The 16630-nt window shown below is 64.4% G+C and carries 21 protein-coding genes and 1 riboswitch; of the genes, 10 read left to right on the top strand and 11 right to left on the bottom strand.

Annotation, left to right across the window (positions count from 1 at the left end; translation table 11 throughout):
• Positions 1 to 86 precede the first annotated feature (86 nt).
• Positions 87 to 707: a hypothetical protein gene (locus tag ACWA13_RS15920; RefSeq protein ID WP_463935160.1), complete on the top strand. Its 621-nt coding sequence runs from the start codon at positions 87 to 89 to the stop codon at positions 705 to 707.
• Between the two features lie 95 nt (positions 708 to 802).
• The gene (locus tag ACWA13_RS15915; protein ID WP_463935159.1) at positions 803 to 1813 is read left to right on the top strand and encodes a YdcF family protein; all 1011 of its coding nucleotides are present in this window, start codon (positions 803 to 805) and stop codon (positions 1811 to 1813) included.
• Positions 1814 to 1825: 12 nt separating this feature from the next.
• On the opposite strand, the gene ACWA13_RS15910 is transcribed toward ACWA13_RS15915, so the two are convergent.
• The 5 genes from ACWA13_RS15910 to ACWA13_RS15890 form a co-directional block, all read right to left on the bottom strand.
• Positions 1826 to 2458, bottom strand: a complete 633-nt coding sequence (locus ACWA13_RS15910) for a nucleoside/nucleotide kinase family protein (protein WP_463935158.1) — start codon at positions 2456 to 2458, stop codon at positions 1826 to 1828.
• A gap of 99 nt (positions 2459 to 2557) precedes the next feature.
• On the bottom strand, positions 2558 to 3217 hold the full coding sequence (locus ACWA13_RS15905; RefSeq protein WP_463935156.1) for a GntR family transcriptional regulator: 660 nt from the start codon (positions 3215 to 3217) through the stop codon (positions 2558 to 2560).
• Between the two features lie 114 nt (positions 3218 to 3331).
• Entirely contained in the window at positions 3332 to 4351 is a 1020-nt protein-coding gene (locus tag ACWA13_RS15900) for a transketolase family protein (RefSeq protein ID WP_463935154.1), read from the bottom strand.
• A complete protein-coding gene (locus ACWA13_RS15895) occupies positions 4348 to 5214 on the bottom strand; it encodes a transketolase (protein ID WP_463937954.1) in 867 nt (288 codons plus the stop codon). The genes ACWA13_RS15900 and ACWA13_RS15895 overlap by 4 nt, the downstream gene beginning before the upstream one ends.
• A gap of 35 nt (positions 5215 to 5249) precedes the next feature.
• A complete protein-coding gene (locus ACWA13_RS15890) occupies positions 5250 to 6587 on the bottom strand; it encodes an MFS transporter (RefSeq protein WP_463935153.1) in 1338 nt (445 codons plus the stop codon).
• 188 nt (positions 6588 to 6775) lie between these two features.
• Here ACWA13_RS15890 and ACWA13_RS15885 point away from each other — a divergent pair, with 188 nt between their 5' ends.
• The 5 genes from ACWA13_RS15885 to ACWA13_RS15865 all read left to right on the top strand — a co-directional run bounded on the left by ACWA13_RS15885 (position 6776) and on the right by ACWA13_RS15865 (position 11017).
• A complete protein-coding gene (locus ACWA13_RS15885) occupies positions 6776 to 7600 on the top strand; it encodes a sugar phosphate isomerase/epimerase family protein (RefSeq protein WP_463935152.1) in 825 nt (274 codons plus the stop codon).
• A gap of 66 nt (positions 7601 to 7666) precedes the next feature.
• Positions 7667 to 8443, top strand: a complete 777-nt coding sequence (locus ACWA13_RS15880) for an SDR family NAD(P)-dependent oxidoreductase (RefSeq protein ID WP_463935151.1) — start codon at positions 7667 to 7669, stop codon at positions 8441 to 8443.
• Between the two features lie 32 nt (positions 8444 to 8475).
• Positions 8476 to 10242, top strand: coding sequence for a dihydroxyacetone kinase family protein (locus ACWA13_RS15875; RefSeq protein WP_463935150.1), 1767 nt, complete (start codon positions 8476 to 8478; stop codon positions 10240 to 10242).
• Positions 10243 to 10244: 2 nt separating this feature from the next.
• Entirely contained in the window at positions 10245 to 10736 is a 492-nt protein-coding gene (locus tag ACWA13_RS15870) for a ribose-5-phosphate isomerase (protein WP_463935149.1), read from the top strand.
• 29 nt (positions 10737 to 10765) lie between these two features.
• The gene (locus ACWA13_RS15865; RefSeq protein WP_463935147.1) at positions 10766 to 11017 is read left to right on the top strand and encodes a hypothetical protein; all 252 of its coding nucleotides are present in this window, start codon (positions 10766 to 10768) and stop codon (positions 11015 to 11017) included.
• Here ACWA13_RS15865 and ACWA13_RS15860 read toward each other — a convergent pair.
• The 4 genes from ACWA13_RS15860 to ACWA13_RS15845 all read right to left on the bottom strand — a co-directional run bounded on the left by ACWA13_RS15860 (position 11001) and on the right by ACWA13_RS15845 (position 13131).
• Positions 11001 to 11411, bottom strand: coding sequence for a DMT family transporter (locus ACWA13_RS15860; RefSeq protein ID WP_463935146.1), 411 nt, complete (start codon positions 11409 to 11411; stop codon positions 11001 to 11003). The two genes, ACWA13_RS15865 and ACWA13_RS15860, sit on opposite strands and share 17 nt — an antisense overlap.
• Positions 11411 to 11734 carry a DMT family transporter gene (locus tag ACWA13_RS15855; RefSeq protein ID WP_463935144.1) on the bottom strand — a complete coding sequence of 108 codons (324 nt, stop codon included), beginning with the start codon at positions 11732 to 11734 and terminating at the stop codon, positions 11411 to 11413. Before ACWA13_RS15855 ends, ACWA13_RS15860 begins: the two co-directional genes overlap by 1 nt.
• 9 nt (positions 11735 to 11743) lie before the next feature.
• Positions 11744 to 11809, bottom strand: a riboswitch (guanidine-III (ykkC-III) riboswitch).
• Positions 11810 to 11897: 88 nt separating this feature from the next.
• Complete coding sequence (locus ACWA13_RS15850) at positions 11898 to 12428, bottom strand: ferritin (RefSeq protein ID WP_463935142.1); 531 nt, start codon at positions 12426 to 12428, stop codon at positions 11898 to 11900.
• Positions 12429 to 12495: 67 nt separating this feature from the next.
• Entirely contained in the window at positions 12496 to 13131 is a 636-nt protein-coding gene (locus ACWA13_RS15845) for a HutD/Ves family protein (protein WP_463935140.1), read from the bottom strand.
• Between the two features lie 78 nt (positions 13132 to 13209).
• Here ACWA13_RS15845 and ACWA13_RS15840 point away from each other — a divergent pair, with 78 nt between their 5' ends.
• The gene (locus ACWA13_RS15840; protein ID WP_463935139.1) at positions 13210 to 13833 is read left to right on the top strand and encodes a phosphoribosylanthranilate isomerase; all 624 of its coding nucleotides are present in this window, start codon (positions 13210 to 13212) and stop codon (positions 13831 to 13833) included.
• A 9-nt stretch (positions 13834 to 13842) separates the two neighbouring features.
• Here the strand turns inward: ACWA13_RS15840 and ACWA13_RS15835 are convergent, their stop codons facing one another.
• A complete protein-coding gene (locus ACWA13_RS15835; protein WP_463935138.1) occupies positions 13843 to 14511 on the bottom strand; it encodes a cation diffusion facilitator family transporter in 669 nt (222 codons plus the stop codon).
• Complete coding sequence (locus ACWA13_RS15830) at positions 14508 to 14834, bottom strand: ArsR/SmtB family transcription factor (RefSeq protein ID WP_463935137.1); 327 nt, start codon at positions 14832 to 14834, stop codon at positions 14508 to 14510. Before ACWA13_RS15830 ends, ACWA13_RS15835 begins: the two co-directional genes overlap by 4 nt.
• Positions 14835 to 14972: 138 nt before the next feature.
• Here ACWA13_RS15830 and ACWA13_RS15825 point away from each other — a divergent pair, with 138 nt between their 5' ends.
• Both ACWA13_RS15825 and ACWA13_RS15820 read left to right on the top strand, forming a co-directional pair.
• Positions 14973 to 16091, top strand: a complete 1119-nt coding sequence (locus ACWA13_RS15825) for a WXG100 family type VII secretion target (protein WP_463935135.1) — start codon at positions 14973 to 14975, stop codon at positions 16089 to 16091.
• Positions 16088 to 16615 (top strand): hypothetical protein, encoded by a 528-nt coding sequence (locus tag ACWA13_RS15820; protein ID WP_463935134.1) that lies wholly within the window; start codon positions 16088 to 16090, stop codon positions 16613 to 16615. Before ACWA13_RS15825 ends, ACWA13_RS15820 begins: the two co-directional genes overlap by 4 nt.
• Positions 16616 to 16630 lie beyond the last annotated feature (15 nt).

The following is a 16630-nucleotide window of genomic DNA, read 5'->3' as shown; positions in this document are numbered from 1 at the left end:
CGACCTTATCGGTCCAGCCGCCTGCTGCAGATCCCGCACCGGCAACCCCGACGCCGGATCCCACGCCGACACTCACCCCTACTTCGGTGCCTACGCCCGCCCCGGTGCCTCAGGCATTCGCCTACAACCTCTACCAGGAGGGGGACTTCGTGCCGCAGTACACCTTTGACTGGTGTGTTGGGGCGAGCATCCAGATCGCGCACAACCTCATCGATGACACCGGCGGCGGCACGTGGGCCGATCCAGCTCAGCAGAGTGAATTGTGGGAGATGGCACGCGCGCGGTCGTTCGACTCGTACAACGGTGCCAATCCGTTGGGTTGGGCGCAGGTGCTGACCGAGACCGGGATGGGTCCCTATACCGTGGTGAGCATTGCCGACTACGGAGAGGCTCTCCGGACGGCGGCGCGAGCCATCACGGACACAGGCCGACCGGTTGGCCTGGTGATGTGGCGGGGTCGCCACGCGTGGGTTATGAGCGGATTCGAATCGCTCGGCGACCCCGCCCAATATTCCGGGTTCTCAGTCACTGGCGTCCATGTCCAGGATCCGCTCTACCCGCACGGCAGCGGTCAATGGGGCCCGTCGCCCGCTCCTAACAGCCTGCTCACCCCCGAGGAGTTGGCGACGCAGTTCGTTGTCCGCGAGCCGCGACGCTGGAGCAGCGACCTGCCCTCTGGCTACCTCCTGGTGCTGCCGGTCGCCTAGGCCACCGCAGGCCCAGGTCTGGTGAGGGAACTCGCGGCTTGCACCAGTGCCGCACAGAGTCCGCACGGAGAAGGAGTTTTGCCTAGGGTTGGATCATGATGAATCTGGTCCTTGGCCTCCTTTTTGCCGGCCTTTTCCTCGCCTCGTTTCAGACGGACCGGCGGAGGCTGCGCAACGGTGTGCTGCTGGCGGCGGCGTCCTGGTTCCTCCTTCAGGCCCTCTTCGTGTTCCTGATTTCCTTGAATCCCTGGTTCGAGTGGCTGCACCTCGCTGTGCTGCTTCTCCCTCCGCTGTGTGCTTTGGTCTTCGCTGGGTTCCTGATCGCTAACGGGGTGACCATGGTCCGAAAGGAGGGCCGGGGGATTACCAGCCTTTTGCCGTTCGTGGTTGGTTTAACGGTGTTCCTGGCTCCAGTGATCGCGTCTTTCTTGGTGCTGAGCGGGCAGCCGGTGCTGGCCGGCGTCGCAGTGCTGGCGTTCTTCCTGTGCTCCTACCTTGGTTGCGCGTTCGTCGTGTTCCTGGGCTACGCCGTCGTGTATTCGCGGATGCGTTTTGACTCAAACCCGGCCGCCGTCATTGTCCTGGGTTCCGGACTGATCGACGGCGGCGTTACGCCGTTGCTCGCCTCACGGCTCAACAAGGCCCTGGAAATCTATGAGCGAACCAGACCCGCGAAGCCGTTGCTGGTCCCTTCCGGTGGTCAGGGGCCGGACGAGCCCCGGGCGGAATCGGAAGCTATGAAGGAGTATCTGGTGGCAAAGGGCGCCGACGAGCTCGATGTTGTGGAAGAGGACCAGTCTCGAACCACTAGTGAAAATCTCGGCAACTCCGCACGCCTACTGGCCGAAAGAGGCATCAAAGGCCCCTTGCTCGTCTGCACCAACAACTACCACGTGCTCCGGGCGGCCCTTCTATGCCGTCGTCAACGGCTGAACGCGGAGGTGGTGGGTGCCCCGACCGCACGGTACTTCGTTCCCGGTGCGTTCCTGCGTGAATTCGTGGCCGTGATGAGGGACAACCGGCTAACGAACATCCTGCTCGGCCTGCCGATGCTGGGCATCTCAGTGCTGATCACTGTGGCTCTGATGAACGCGTCTGTAGTCTGAGTCCTGCCGCCGTCAACCCCACGCAATGACGACGTCGGCAATCGCCCGGGTGCGCCGGACCAGGTCCGCGTTGACCTGGTCCGGCCCGGCCGCCCACGCGGCGGCTGCGGCCCGGTCCATGCCGAATGCCATGTGCCGGGCCACCAGCCGTTCGATCCGCAATTCCTCTGGGGTTTCCACAAACCAGGCCTCCGTGAGGATTGATCTGACCTCTTTCCAGGCCGGGAGACCTGCCAGCAGGTAGTTGCCCTCGGTGATGACAACCGGCACGTCCGCCGGGACGGCAATTGAGGCCGCCACCGGCTCGTCCAGCTCGCGGCGGAATTCCGGGGCGTACACAACATCCTCGTCCCGCCGTACCAGCCGGGCCAGCAGCGAAGAGTACCCGCCGACGTCGAATGTGTCCGGTGCGCCCTTCCGCTCCCGCAGTGGAGTGCCGTCGATGATCGCATTCCCCAGGTGGAAACCGTCCATGGGAACCACGACGGCGGCCACCGGCTGAAGGAGCTCCCGCACCGCTGCCGCCACGGTGGATTTTCCCGCGCCGGGCGCTCCGGTGATGCCGAGGATTACGCGGTCACCACCGGCGGCGCGGCGCCTCAAACGCTCGACGGCTCGGGCGAGCTCAGGCGAAGTCGATTCCATGGCTATAGCCTAGCCAGCGGAGGGCAGTGCCTGACATGACACACATGCGTGGTCCTGATTCACCGGCATCCTTTAGGGGATTACGGGCGGGTGGAAGCCTCAGGCCATGAGATTGGCGGCGGCATTCTCCATATGAACGATGATGGTTTGCCGGGCCATGGAGGCATCGCCTGTTTCAATGGCGGCAACGATTTCCCGGTGGCGGTCCACACCCATGTTCTTGATGCCTTTTTCCCGGCCGGCAAACATAATGGACATCCGGATGGAACCCTCCAGTGAATTCCAGGAGTGCAGCAAAGTTTCATTCCCGGTCAGCCTGCACAGGGTGCGATGGAATTCGAGGTCCGATTCAACCCTGTCCTCCAGTGACTCGTCCTGGGCTGCTTCCATAACATCGATGGCCTCGTGCAGCGCCTTGACCACAATGGCGCGGTCCGGAATTTCGCATAGCGTCCGGGCAGCGAGGGCTTCGAGGGCGGCGCGGACGGCGTAGATGTCGCGGATCTCCTTGGCGTCCAGGTGCCGCACGGACAACCGGCCGCGGGGCCCGGCCGACAGGAGGCCTTCCTGCTCCAGCTGGCGCAGGGCTTCACGCAGCGTGCCCCGGCTGATCTGGAGCATGTCCGACAGTTCCGTCTCCACCAGGTGCCGGCCCGGCTCCAGCTCGCCGCTGGTGATGGCGGCGCGCAGAGCGGACAGCGCCTGTTCGCGAAGGCTCTTCTTTTGCAATCCCAACAGGGTTGCTGATGCTCCGGCCATCCTGGTCCGTCCTCAATGTCAGTGGTCGACTGTTTACAGTCGATGTTTTATCTTTTGATGCTACGTCAGAAGCGCGGGGCCGGCTGGTGCGGCCCCGCGCTTCTATGGAAATGCCTACTTCAGTTCGGCGAGGATTTTCGCCACGATGCGGTCTACGGTGAGTCCGTAGCGGTCGTGGAGGGTGGGTAGGGCTCCGGCGTCGAGGAACTGGTCCGGGAGTCCGATGGGTACCACGCGTTTGCCTACACCGGCGGTGACGACGGCGGAGGCCACGGTTTCGAACAGCCCGCCCACCACGGAGTGGTTTTCCAGTGTTACGGCGAGCCGGTCGGTGTTGATCTCCTTGAGGACGGTGGCGGCGTCGAACGGTTTGATGGTGGGGGTGTGGACGACGGCGACGTCCACGTTGTGTGCCGCGAGTGCCTTGGCTGCCTGCAGCGCCCGCATGGTCATCAAACCGCTGGAGATGAACACGACGTCGTTGCCGCCACGCAGGACCTTGGCTTTGCCGAGTTCGAAGGTGTAGTCGTACTCGTCCAGGACGGTGGGGACGTTGCCGCGCAGCAGCCGCAGGTAGGTGGGGCCGTCGCTGGCTGCCAGTTGCGGGACGGCCTGCTCGATGTCGATTGAGTCGCAGGGGTCGACGATGGTGAGGTTGGGCATGCCGCGGAAGATCGCCATGTCCTCGGTGGCCTGGTGGCTGGGCCCATACCCGGTGGTGAGCCCGGGCAGGCCGCCGACGATGTTGACGTTCAGGTTCGGTTCTGCAGCATCCAGGCAAAGGAAGTCGTAGGCGCGGCGGGCGGCGAACACGGAGTAGGTGGACGCGAACGGCACCAGCCCGGTCTCGGCCAGGCCGGCCGCTGCACCGAAGAGCAGCTGCTCGGCCATGCCCATCTGGAAGAACCGCTCCGGGAAGGCCTTGGCAAAGATGTGCATGTCCGTGTACTTGCCCAAGTCCGCGGTGAGCCCGACGATCTTGTCGTTTTCCTGCGCGGCCTTGACCAGTGCGTGCCCGAACGGTGCCGAAGAGGTCTTCTGGCCCGGATCGGCGAAGGACGCGATCATCGCTGAGGTCTTCAGCTTCGGCTTGGTTGCTGTTGTTGTGTCCGGGGCCTCGGTGGTGGTGCTCATGCTGAAGCCTTTCCCTCGTAACCGGCAGTCAGCTGCTCGCGGCAGGTCTGCCATTCGTGTTCTTCGATGCGCATGAAGTGCGCCTTCTCGCGGTCTTCCAGCAGCGGAACACCGCGTCCGACCTTCGTGTCGCACAAGATGACGGAGGGACGTCCGACGGCGGCGGCCTGGGCTGCTGCGTTATCGAACGCTTCCAGCAGCGCGGCCATGTCGTTCCCGTCTACCCGCTGGGTGTACCAGCCGAAGGATTCCCACTTCTCGGTCACCGGCTCGGTGCGCAGCACCGTGTCGGTCTTGCCGTCGGCCTGCAGGGCGTTGATGTCCACCATGGCGGTCAGGTTGCCCAGCTGGTGGTGGTGGGCACCCATGGCAGCTTCCCACGTTGATCCTTCGTCCAGTTCGCCGTCGGAGAGGAAGTTGTATACGCGGGCCTGGGAACCCTGATGACGCAGGCCCAGGGCCATCCCGACGGCGATGGTCAGGCCGTGGCCCAGGGACCCACCGGAGATTTCCATGCCCGGGGTGTAGGTGGACATCCCTGACATGGGGAGCCGGGAGTCATCCGAGCCGTAGGTTTCCAGTTCCTCCACCGGGACAATGCCGGCTTCGGCGAGGGCCGCGTAATGGCCGATTGCATAGTGGCCGGTGGAGAGCAGGAAGCGGTCGCGGGCTTCCCAGTGCGGATCCTCGGCGCGAAAGCGCAACTGATCCGCGTACACGGCCGCGAACATATCCGCGGCTCCCAGGGCCTGCCCCACATAACCCTGGCCCTGTACCTCGCCCATATTAAGGGCATGATGCCGGATCCGGTACGCAGCGGCACTGATCCTGGTGACCCGGTCCTGAACCGTCGCTGTTGGCATGACTGCTTCCGTCTCTGCGTGGTGTGTGGTGGTCATCAGACGCTCACCGTGTTGGGCGTGTTGATGGTTGCTTCGTCAGCAAGCTGGCGTTCCCGCCTGCCCCAGGTTTCACGGGTGACGAGTGCTGCCCACAGGCCGATTGCGGCGTAGAAGCTGAAGAGCAACGCCGGGCCCATCCAGCCCAGGGCCACAAACAGCAAGGTGGTGATGAAGGGGGTGAAGCCCGAGACCATTGCCGAGATCTGGTAGGCAAGCGATGCGCCGGACGAGCGTGTCTTGGCCTGGAACAGCTCCGGGAACCAGGAGCCCTGGGCGCCGGCAAGCGAGTTCTGGCAGACGGCGTAGGAGATGACGATGGTGGCGATGACGAAGATAAACATTCCGGTGTTGACGAGCAGGAACATTGGAATGCCGAACAGTGCGGCGAAGGCCGTAGACCAGATGTAGAGGGGACGGCGGCCGATGCGGTCGGTGAGGCGTGCCCAGGCCATGGTGGCGAAAATGCCGATGAAGGAGGCGATGCAAAGGGCAACGAGGGTTTCGGTCTTGTCCGCCAGCTGCTGGGTGTGGAGGTAGGAAATCATGTACGTGATGGAGACGGCGTAGCCAGCGGTCTCGGCGATGCGAAGGCCGATGCCGCGGACGATGCTGCGCCAGTCGGTCTTGATGACCTCGATGATGGGATTCTTGACGATTGCGCCGCTGTCCTTCACCTCGTCGAAGACCGGGGACTCAGGCACCTTGGCGCGGATGATAAGGCCGACGACGACAAGTACGATGCTGGCCAGGAAGGGAACGCGCCAGGCGAGCTCGCCGCCGAGGTTGACGCTGAACAGGAAGACGAGGTTGGCCAGCAGGAGTCCTACCGGGAAGCCGGCCTGCACGATGCCGGTGTATTTGCCCTTGGATTTCCATGGTGCGTGCTCGTAGCTCATGAGGATGGCGCCGCCCCATTCGGCACCAAACGCCAGGCCCTGGACGATGCGGACGAACACCAGCAGGGCCGGAGCGAGCAGTCCCACCTGCTCGTAGGTAGGCAGCAGGCCAATGAGGAACGTGGCCACGCCCATGAGGATCAGGGAGGCCACCAGGACCGGCTTGCGGCCGACTTTGTCACCGAGGTGTCCGCCGATGATGCCGCCGATGGGGCGGGCGGCGAAGCCGACGCCGAGGGTGGCAAAGGCGGCCAGGGTTCCGGTCACTGGGTCGGTGTTGGGAAAAAAGACTGTCCCGAAGTACAAGGCCGCGGCAGTGCCGAAACCGATGAAGTCGTACGTCTCAATGACGGCGCCGACTCCGGAGCCGATGGCGACGCGCTTGGCGTCTTTGGTGCCGTGGACGTGGCCCCGCATTTTGAGAGCTTCGTTGCTCATTGGTGAATCCCTTTCGATGAGTGTCGCGGCGGTTGGGCGCCCCAGCACTGTCGACTGTTAACACATGATACGACAAGTGTGACCTGCGTCATTATCAATGTCAACCGTCAATGTCTGAGGTTGACTGTCAACAGTGGGATGCCTATAGTGATACAAGTCACCCATGACCTTGTAGAGGATCAACGAAGATGTTCAATACCCGACTCGGTTGCTCGTCCATCAGCTTCCGGCACCAAAAGCTCGGTACCGCACTGAAAACAATCGCGGGCCTTGGTTTCAAAGAAATTGATCTGGGTGCCCTGCCAGGCGTCTGTGACCACGTTCCGTACGAACTGGATGCAGCGGCTATCAATGAAGTAGCAGTGGAAGTGCAGGCTTCCGGGCTCCGGGTGCGCTCCGTGAACGGGGACATCGGTGATCTCAACGCCGTACTCGGCGCGGACGAGCAAGCCGCACGTTCCCGGCACCTGGACGCGCTCCTGGCCCTGACAGCCAAAACCGAAGCGAAGGCCCTGGTCCTGCCGTGCGGAGCACTCAGCCACGAGCCGGTCCTAAGCCTCGAAGAGGATCTGGACACCATTGCCGGTCAGCTTCGGTGGGCCGGAGCGCGTGCGGAGGATGCCGGCGTCGAACTGTGGACCGAGTCCCTGCACTTCCTGCGCTTTTGCTGGAACCTGGAGCGGGCGGAGCTGCTCGCTAAGCGCCTGAAAGGAAGCGACGTCGGAATCGTCATGGACTTCAGCCACATCGTGGCAGCGGGGGAGGTCCCTCTGGAGTACCTGGACCGGCACCGGGGCCGAATCTCCCATGTCCACCTGCGGGACGCCGTGCCGGGGAACATCAACCTCAGCATCGGCAACGGGGCCGCCGATTTTGCGGCCGGCCTGAAACGACTCGCCAACCACGGCTACACCGGCCATTTTTCACTCGAGCTTGAAACGCGGGACGTAACCGACGACGAACGCCCGGCGGCCGCCGCCAGAGCTGCAAGCTTCATCTCGGATCTCATCTAATCCGTACAACCAGCACTTCCAACGTAAACAACAACTCTTTCATCTATCGCACTAAGTAGGAGCATCATGAGCAACACCATCCAGCGCACCGCCGTCCTTACCGGGGCCACCTCCGACCGCGGAATCGGTCTCACCACTGCCCGCCGCTACGCCAGCGAGGGCTGGGCCATTGTGATCCTGGACCTCGATGGCGAAAAGTCCGCCAAGGTTGCTGCGGAAATCAGCAATGAGTTCGGCGTTCCCGCGTTCGGCCACGAGATCGACGTCGCCAACGAAGCGTCCGTCAACGCCGCCTACCAGGCGGTCAAGGCCGAGGTCAGCAGCGGTAACCTTCCGGTCGTCGGCGGCCTCGCCAACATTGCGGGCATCACCTCGCCGCTTCCGTTCCTGGAGACCACCCTTGAACTGTGGCACAAGGTCATGGACGTCAACGCCACCGGCACCTACTTGGTGACCAAGGCCTTCCTCCCGGACATGATCGAGAACGGCTGGGGCCGGATCGTCAACATGTCCTCAGTGTCCGCGCAGCGCGGCGGCGGCGTCTTCGGCAAGGTTCCTTACTCCGCAGCGAAGGCAGCCATCCTGGGCTTCACCAAGGCACTGGCCCGCGAGCTGGGTACCACCGGCGTCACCGTCAACGCCATTACGCCCGGCGCCGTGGACACCAACATCCGCGTCGGCAGCACCGAGGAACAGGAGGCTGCCATCAACGCCGGCATCCCCCTGGGCCGCAACGCCACCACTGAAGAAGTAGCCGCCGTGATCACGTTCCTGTCCTCCGAGGATGCCGCGTACCTCACGGGCACCACCGTGGACATCAACGGTGGAAGCCACCTCCACTAAGACTGCGAGCTGACAGGGAACCGGAACACGCCATGACCAAGATCTGCAATGACCCATCGGACTTCGCCGAGGAAGCCCTGTCGGGCTTCTGCGATATCCACTCGGACCTGGTGCGCCAGGTACCCGGAGGGGCCGTCCGGCGGCTCCGTCCGGCACAGCCCAAGGTGGCTGTCCTGGCCGGTGGCGGTTCCGGCCACTACCCAGCCTTCGCGGGCTTGATCGGGGACGGGTTCGCCGACGGCGCCGTGGTGGGAAACGTCTTCACTTCCCCTTCAGCCCAACAGGCGTACTCGGTGGCTAAGGCCGCGGAGTCGGGTGCCGGCGTCGTCTTTACGTACGGCAACTACGCCGGTGACGTCATGAACTTCGGCATGGCCAGCGAACGCCTCAGCGCCGAAGGCATCGCCGTGGAAAACGTCCTGGTGACCGATGACATTGCCAGCGCTCCGCCGTCCGAAGCAGATAAGCGCCGCGGCATCGCCGGCGACTTCGTCGTTTTCAAAATCATGGGTGCTGCGGCTGAGGCCGGAGCAGACCTGGCGGAAGTGGCCCGCCTTGGCCGCAAGGCCAATGCGCAGACCCGCACCATAGGCAGTGCTTTTTCCGGGTGCACCTTCCCGGGTGCTGACGCGCCGTTGTTCTCCCTCCCGGAAGGCCAAATGGGGCTGGGGCTGGGAATTCACGGTGAGCCCGGCCTCTTTGACACCGCGCTACCCTCCGCCAGGGAACTGGGCCAGGAGTTCGTGTCCAGACTGCTTGCCGAAACCCCGCCGAATGCGGGCCAGCGGATTGCGGTCATCCTCAACGGGCTGGGTTCCACCAAGCATGAGGAACTGTTCGTACTCTGGGGCACCGTCGCGCCGTTGTTGCGGGCAGCCGGTTACATGCTGGTGATGCCGGAAGTGGGCGAGCTGGTGACCAGCCTGGATATGGCCGGCGCCTCGCTCACCGTCACCTGGCTGGACGAAGAGCTGGAATCCTTGTGGCGTGCACCCGCGGAAACGCCTGCCTACCGCCGTGGCAACGCTGCCAGGGGGACCGGCCCGGCAGCTTCGGAAGAGATTGGCGACGACGACGCAACCTTTGCCGCCTTCGTCGCAACCGACGACTCACGGGATTACGCCGGCCGTTGCGTGGCTGCCATCACAGCCGTGCAAACCCGCCTGCATGATGCGGAGGAGCGGCTGGGCAGGCTCGATGCCATCGCCGGAGACGGCGACCACGGTCGGGGGATGGTACGCGGTATTGACGCCGCCGCAGCAGCAGCGTCCTCCGCCCTGGAGCAGGGTGCCGGTGCAGGAGATGTCTTGGCGGCTGCCGGTGACGCCTGGGCGGATAAGGCCGGTGGAACTTCCGGCGTCCTCTGGGGGGCCGGCCTGCGGGCGCTGGGCGAAACGCTGGGCAACGCTGCTGCCCCGGACCGCACAAGACTGGCAGCAGCGGTAAACGCGTTCTCGAACCGCATCGTCCAGCTTGGCAAGGCAGAAACCGGCGACAAAACCATGGTTGACGCTTTGCTGCCGTTTACCTCCACCTTCAGCCGGCTCGTAGCTGACGGGACGCAGGTTGATGCAGCGTGGGACGACGCGGCACGGGAGGCAACGGCTGCAGCCGATGCCACGGCGAATCTTCTCCCGCTCAAAGGCCGCGCCCGGCCACTGGCCCAGAAGAGCCTGGGAACGCCCGATCCGGGTGCTATCTCGCTCGCCATGATTTTCACCGTAATGGGAGCGCATCTTGCCGGCAGCGATGCCGCTCCCGCACGTACCGGTTCCGCCCAGGCGGCGGCAGGAGCATAGTCATGACAAGGGAAGGACTACCAATGGGACTAAGGGTTGTACTGGGCGCGGATGAAGCCGGAGTGGATTACAAGGACAAGGTCCTTGAGGATCTCCGGCAGGATCCACGCGTCAGCGAGGTTATCGACATTGGCGTCAATCACTCGGATGCAGCAGCTGACTTCACTAAGCCCTACCCCTATGTGGGGATTGCGGCGGGGGAAATGATCCGCGACGGCGATGCAGACCGGGCCATCCTGTTTTGCGGTACAGGAATCGGCGTTGCCATCGCGGCGAACAAGGTGGACGGCATCCGGGCAACCACTGCCCATGATTCGTTGTCCGTGGAGCGCTCGATCCTCTCGAACGACTGCCAGGTCCTCACCATGGGGCAGCGCGTGGTTGGCATCGAACTGGCGCGGCGCCTGGCCCGGGAATGGATCGGCTACAACTTCGATCCAGATTCCGCGTCGGCGTCGAAAGTTAAGGTCCTGACTGACTTCGAAGGCTGCTAGGCCTGCCCGCGCAGAGCCGGAGGACAATCATGAGCTCGTATTCCTACCGGGACTGGAGCCGCCTGATCGGGGCGCCGGTTGAAATCTGGAAGGATTTCCGGCATGTCCGGTCAGGAGTCGTGGACGACGCTATGCCGGATTCATCCGCGGTTTGGCTGGCTGCGGACAACAGGCACGGGCGGGCAATTTATACCGCCGCTGAAGGCTACCAGGTGCGGATCCGGCCACAGAAGATCGACGGAAAACTCTGTTTCAAGATGGCTGCTAGACATCTTCCCTGACGTTCCTGACCCCTTCTGTAGTGGCGGCCCGGCCGACGGGCTGAGGTGGATCCGGCAGCTTGTCTTCCGGCAGCGCTTTCAGCCCGCCGGCGCACGCCACGATCCCGGCAATAAACAGGAGCTTGAACACGCTGAAGGGCTCTTCACCGGTGGCCATGGCCCAGATGACAGTCAGCGCCGCGCCCACGCCCACCCAGACGGCGTAGCCGGTACCCAGCGGAACGGTGCGGACTGCATACCCCAAACCCAGCAGGCTCAGTGTTGCGGTGACGGCGAAAATGGCGGTGGGCAGCGGCTGGGTGAACGCCTCGGACAGGCCGAGAGCGGTAGCCCACACCGCTTCCAGCACGGCCGAAGCCAGCAGCACCAGCCAGGCAACGGTACTGGTCCGCATTAGGCCACCACCTTCAGCCCGACCACGCAGGTGACGATCCCGGCGAGCAGGAAGATGCGCGCCGCCGTCGGGCGTTCCACCTTGGTGGCGATGGCGTAGATGCTGGTGAGGACTACGCCCACACCTACCCAGACGGCGTACGCCGTGCCGGTGGGGATGGACTGCATAGCGATGGCGAGGCCGCCGGTGCTCGCCAGGACGGAGATGAGGAAGACTGCTGCGGGGGCAACGCGCCGCCGGCCGGTAGCCTTGGAAGCTTTATGCAGGGAGGCGGCCCACACGGCTTCGAGTGCGCCGGACACAATGAGGATTAACCACGACATGAGAGATCCTTTGGCCAGTCTTGTCGCGTTCCGGGTACTGAACCGTCGTCCGGAGGCTCCGGTGGGGAGCCTTGTTTTCAACATAGCAACGCCCGACGGCGGTTGGCCACCTTTGGTGGCCAACCTCACCGCCGGGCGGACTGCCACGGCTGATCAGGTCAGGCTAGAGCGTGCCGCCCGCGGCCTCGGGCGCGGAGGAGTCGTGCCCGGCGTCGCCCACGGATTCGCGGGCAATGAAGTTCTCGATGTCGAACAGGTTGTCCGCACGCTCGGCAATGTTCAGCAGCGTGGTCATGGAGGCAACTTCCTCCACCTGTTCCTTGAGGAACCACAGCATGAACTGCTCGCCCAGGGCATCGTCCTCGGCACGGGCTGCGCGGAACAGTGCCTCGATCGCCGCTGTCACCTGCTTTTCCTGCTCAAGCGCCAGGGCCAGCGGTTCGGTGACGGAGGCAAAGTCATTGCGGATGGTGCCGATGCCGGGGATGGCCACGGGAAGATCGCGGTCCAGCATGTACTGGACCATCATCATGGCGTGGTTGCGCTCCTCGACAGATTGGCGGTAGAAGTACTTGGCCAGCTGCGGGAGATCCTGGTTGGCAAACCAAACGGCCACTGCAATGTACTGCTGGGAGGCCGAGAACTCGTTGCCTACCTGGGTGGACAGAAGCTCGTTGAATCGTGAAGTCATCATAGGCCAGAGTCTAGGCCGGGGTGGTGCATCCCTCCAGTGTGGAAAGGCTGCGATAACGAAGGCGAGCCTAGCCTTCAGCGCTGTCGATGGACACCACGGCGAGAAACCCGCGGCCCAGGATCTCGGGGCTGCGGGAATCGGAACCCACGACGGCGTCGAAGCGGTTGAGTGCCAAGGGTTCAGACGGCGCAAGGGCGTCTTCCCCGGCGCCACCATCAGTGCCGCTACCGGTGTCCGCGGGCGCGGCGCCCTCGCTCACGCTGGCCTGGCCCTGCAGCAGCACGCCGAACTGGCCTGCGAAGACGGGGTGGGCGCGCTTCTTGGACAGCTCGATGATGGAGGTGTAGCCCTTGAAGGCCCCGGCGCGGGTGATGACATTGAGGTCCCGGACGTTACCGGTGGGCAGGGCGCCGTAGGCCCGGGCATCGCCGGAGAACCGGAAGGGGCGGTACTTCTCCAGCGGGTGCTCGGCGCCGTCAACCTTCAGCAGGAACAGCTCGCCATCGACCACGGTGAGGACCCGTTCCATGCCGGGAAACGCGGAAAAATCGCCTTCCTTTGACACCTCGGCGATGCTGATCCGCCAGTCCCACGTGCCGTCCTGCGACGAAGCCGCCTGAGGGTGGCAGGCCAGCTCATGGGTCACCCCGCCGCCGTTGCGCCAGGGTTGGGGCCGAAGGTCTGCGAACCGAATGATCTCCATCTCCCAACCCTAACCGGCTCCTTTCCGCCGCCCGTTCTTGCTAACGTCAAAGAGATGAAAAACGTGGAGGAGCCTGCAATGTTCGTCAAAGTGTGCGGCCTGAGTACGCCGGAGTCCGTCAGGATTGCCGTCGAGGCGGGCGCGGACGCCGTCGGTTTTGTCCTCACGCCCAGCCCCCGCGAGGTGTCCGCCGAGCGTGCCGGCAACCTGCTGCTGGAGGTGCCCAAGGGGGTTGCCGCCGTGGGAGTCTTCCGCCATGAATCCGCCGCTGACGCCGTCAAAGCCGCTCTGGCCGCCGGACTGGAGTGGGTCCAGCTGCATGGCGAGCGGACGGCGGCTGATGTTAAAACAGCGCACGACGCCGGACTCAAGGTCATCCGGGCCGTCACCATCGGCGCTCCGGACGAAGCCTTTGGTGACTTCGGAGAGGACATCATCCTGGTGGATGCCGCCGTGCCCGGTTCGGGTGAGGCCTGGGACTATGCGTCGGTACGGGACCGCTGGGCGGACGACGCCGGTACTTCCGGAGGTGCCGGCGGACGGCAGTGGCTCCTTGCCGGCGGGCTCGATGCCGGGAACGTGGCAGCTGCGGCAGAGGCGGCCGGTGCGTGGGGCGTGGATGTCTCCTCCGGCGTCGAAAGTTCCCGTGGCGTGAAGGACCTGGCGAAGATCACCGCCTTTGTGGCGGCCGCGAAGAAATAGCGGCCGCAATCAGGGCAAAGACGCCCGGGCAGCGCTCTTCACGGGACCGCAGTCTGTGCAGCAGGCCTCGCCCTTCCAGGCGTTGAGGCCTTCCTTGACGGCGATTCCGGCGATCACCAGGGCGGCGCCGGCGTCGGCCCACCACCAGCCGAGCGCGCTGTTCAGCAGCAGCCCCACGAGCAGGACGGCCGAGAGGTAAGTGCACAGCAGGGTCTGCTTGGAATCGGCAACCGCGCTGCGGGATCCAAGCTCGCGGCCGGCGCGGCGCTGCAGCCAGGACAGGACCGGCATGATCGCAAGGCTCAGGGTGGCGATCACGATGCCCGCGGTGGAATGCTGCGCCGGGTCCCCGCCGACGAGAGAGCGGACGGCATCCAGAGTCACGAAGGCGGCCAACGCGAAGAAGGAAATGGCGATGATCCGCAGTGTGAGATGCTCGCGCCGCTCCGGATCTTTGGCGGCGAACTGCCAGGACAGGGCGACGGCGGATGCAACCTCGATCACTGAGTCCAGGCCGAAACCGATCAACGCGGACGAGTCCGCCACGCCGCCTGCCCAGAGCGCTGCCACCGCTTCGATGACGTTGTAGGTGATGGTGCCTGCGGCGAGCAGCCGGATGCGGCGCGTGAGTACAGCCCGTCGTGCAGAGGACGGTGAAAGGGCGATCGTGATGCTCATGCCACGCACTCGCCATCAGGGGCGCAGCAGGCCGGATCCACGGAAAGCACTACGCCGAGCAGGTCCGTGATGGCGTGGCCCAGCCGGGCGTCAGCAAGTTCATACTGCGTCCTCCGGCCGTCAGGAACGGCCACCACCAGGCCGCAGCCGCGAAGGCAGGTCAAATGGTTGGAGATGCTCTGCCGCGATACCCCAAGGGACTCGGCAAGGTCCGAGGGGTGGGCGGGAGCCTCCGCCAGGGCCAGCAGGATCCGGGCACGCGTGGGATCTGACACGGCGTAGCCAAAGCGCGCGAGTACCGGGGCGTGGATGAGCGTCTCCATTCCTCGACGGTACATTGAACAGTGTATTCACGCAACGATGTACTAACTGCCGGTTGAAGACGAGGATGGGCTCCCTGGCTGCTGCCATGGGAACTACTTCCCATGGGCGTTTCCCTACAGCTCTGACAGGATGCTTCCATGACTGATTTTGTTGGTGCCGATCCTGAGCAATTGCGTGCACTCTCCCAGCAGATGGCCAAGAGCGCCGAGCGGATCGGCTCGTCAGTCCGGAACCTCTCCTCGATGCTGGACGCGCCCGGCGCCTGGTTCGGGCCCGATATGCGCGAATTCCGGCAATCCTGGCAGGCCGATTTGATGCCCCGCTCCAAATCGGCGGTGCAGAGCCTCCTGCAGGCTTCCAAAGCGTTGCAGGCCAATGCCGAGCAGCAGGAGAAGGCCAGCCAGGGCGCGGGCGGGCAGGGCGGCGGCCAGTCCGGCGGCGGCCAGTCCGGTGGCGGCCAGTCGGGCAGCACCGACCGCCGGGACGAATCCCGTGGTTCAGCCGGATCGCGCACCGGCCGTGAGGATGAGGGAACCGATCCGGGTGGGCATACACCAGGGGAGGAGGCTTACCCCGGTGGCCTCGGTGAGCCGGTGCCCGGTGAAGACGTACCTAAGCCGGAGGCGCCGCCGTGGTCCTCAGACGGTGATTCACAGGAGCACGGCTCCGAAGATGCCGGTTTGAAGGACCAGGCGGCCAAGCTGGGGGTTGAGGCTGCGGCCAACGCCGCTGCTCCAGTGATCCCCAATGCATCGCGGAACCTGCTGCATTTCCTTGGGAACTCGGGTGAACCCCTTGGACAGGACGTGGACCAGATGCTCAATGACGTCCCCGACTTCTCCGGCCAGGCAGACGCCGACGTCGAAAACCTTGCCAGGAGCGCGGTGGAAGACGCCAGGAACTCCGGCGTCAGCGGACCGGTGACCTATCCGGTGAGCACGGACTGGACCGGCTACTACATCGGCAAGGACCAGAGCGCCGACTGGTTCTATGCCAGCGGCGGCGTCAGTTACAGCACTCAGGGGCAAGTGACCGTATACCCGCCCAGCACGCCGGGAGGTGAGTGGACATACAAGACGGAGACCAGCGTGAGCTATCGTGACCGGTACAACTGGGACGGTGGCAAGTCCACGGACATCGGTCCCTTGAACGTGTCCGACGAACAGCTGGGAAGGCTCAACGAAGTGGGAATCGCGCAGAATTACGACATGACCGGCGAATCTTCCACGCGCCACAGTTCGGGAAGCGTGAAATGAACTGGCGCGCCCTGGCCGGCCTGGTAACCGCCGGCCTCCTGCTGGCCGGATGTGCGGTGCCGGGAAACCCTGCGCCTGCTGGGACTACCGCAGAGGCTTCGCCCGTACGGACAACGACGACAGGAACAGACATGGAACCTCAATCCACCGGCGCCAGCGATACACGCGACATCGTGGTGTCCCTGTTCGAGCCGCTGGGGCTCGAACTCCCTGCAAGCGCGGATAACATCACCGTGGACCAGAGCCCCCTCGAACCCTTCGAGAATGCATCCTTGACCAGCTTCGTGGCTGACACCGCAGAGGTGAAGGCCGCGTGCCAGTCAGCCGGGGCTTTGGTGGCACCGGGCGCCCGGATCGGACCGCAGGACGCGAAGGTCTTCCGTGACGCCGAGCTGGCGGAGGAGTCCACTCTTTGTTCGAAGGATTCGGATTCCGGACGCGGTCCGGCCTTCCGGGTGGCCATCCCGCCGTCGGAACGTGGCACTGTCCACGTTGCCATCTATCAACTCCCCGCCGGGCGCTGAACTCCAAAAATCAGG

The sequence above is a fragment of the Pseudarthrobacter sp. TRD_SC_9 genome, from assembly GCF_055361265.1.
Note: the sequence above shows the minus strand (reverse complement) of the source record. Positions and strands in the feature narration are given on the sequence as shown.

Coding starts and splice junctions, on each gene's coding strand:
- ACWA13_RS15860 (WP_463935146.1), bottom strand. CDS start 11,411: ATGCGGACCAGTACCGTTGCCTGGCTGGTGCTGCTGGCTTCGGCCGTG.
- ACWA13_RS15900 (WP_463935154.1), bottom strand. CDS start 4,351: ATGAGCACCACCACCGAGGCCCCGGACACAACAACAGCAACCAAGCCG.
- ACWA13_RS15820 (WP_463935134.1), top strand. CDS start 16,088: ATGAACTGGCGCGCCCTGGCCGGCCTGGTAACCGCCGGCCTCCTGCTG.
- ACWA13_RS15880 (WP_463935151.1), top strand. CDS start 7,667: ATGAGCAACACCATCCAGCGCACCGCCGTCCTTACCGGGGCCACCTCC.
- ACWA13_RS15830 (WP_463935137.1), bottom strand. CDS start 14,834: ATGGAGACGCTCATCCACGCCCCGGTACTCGCGCGCTTTGGCTACGCC.
- ACWA13_RS15870 (WP_463935149.1), top strand. CDS start 10,245: ATGACAAGGGAAGGACTACCAATGGGACTAAGGGTTGTACTGGGCGCG.
- ACWA13_RS15825 (WP_463935135.1), top strand. CDS start 14,973: ATGACTGATTTTGTTGGTGCCGATCCTGAGCAATTGCGTGCACTCTCC.
- ACWA13_RS15875 (WP_463935150.1), top strand. CDS start 8,476: ATGACCAAGATCTGCAATGACCCATCGGACTTCGCCGAGGAAGCCCTG.
- ACWA13_RS15915 (WP_463935159.1), top strand. CDS start 803: ATGATGAATCTGGTCCTTGGCCTCCTTTTTGCCGGCCTTTTCCTCGCC.
- ACWA13_RS15885 (WP_463935152.1), top strand. CDS start 6,776: ATGTTCAATACCCGACTCGGTTGCTCGTCCATCAGCTTCCGGCACCAA.
- ACWA13_RS15850 (WP_463935142.1), bottom strand. CDS start 12,428: ATGATGACTTCACGATTCAACGAGCTTCTGTCCACCCAGGTAGGCAAC.
- ACWA13_RS15840 (WP_463935139.1), top strand. CDS start 13,210: ATGTTCGTCAAAGTGTGCGGCCTGAGTACGCCGGAGTCCGTCAGGATT.
- ACWA13_RS15865 (WP_463935147.1), top strand. CDS start 10,766: ATGAGCTCGTATTCCTACCGGGACTGGAGCCGCCTGATCGGGGCGCCG.
- ACWA13_RS15905 (WP_463935156.1), bottom strand. CDS start 3,217: ATGGCCGGAGCATCAGCAACCCTGTTGGGATTGCAAAAGAAGAGCCTT.
- ACWA13_RS15845 (WP_463935140.1), bottom strand. CDS start 13,131: ATGGAGATCATTCGGTTCGCAGACCTTCGGCCCCAACCCTGGCGCAAC.
- ACWA13_RS15895 (WP_463937954.1), bottom strand. CDS start 5,214: ATGCCAACAGCGACGGTTCAGGACCGGGTCACCAGGATCAGTGCCGCT.
- ACWA13_RS15855 (WP_463935144.1), bottom strand. CDS start 11,734: ATGTCGTGGTTAATCCTCATTGTGTCCGGCGCACTCGAAGCCGTGTGG.
- ACWA13_RS15890 (WP_463935153.1), bottom strand. CDS start 6,587: ATGAGCAACGAAGCTCTCAAAATGCGGGGCCACGTCCACGGCACCAAA.
- ACWA13_RS15910 (WP_463935158.1), bottom strand. CDS start 2,458: ATGGAATCGACTTCGCCTGAGCTCGCCCGAGCCGTCGAGCGTTTGAGG.
- ACWA13_RS15835 (WP_463935138.1), bottom strand. CDS start 14,511: ATGAGCATCACGATCGCCCTTTCACCGTCCTCTGCACGACGGGCTGTA.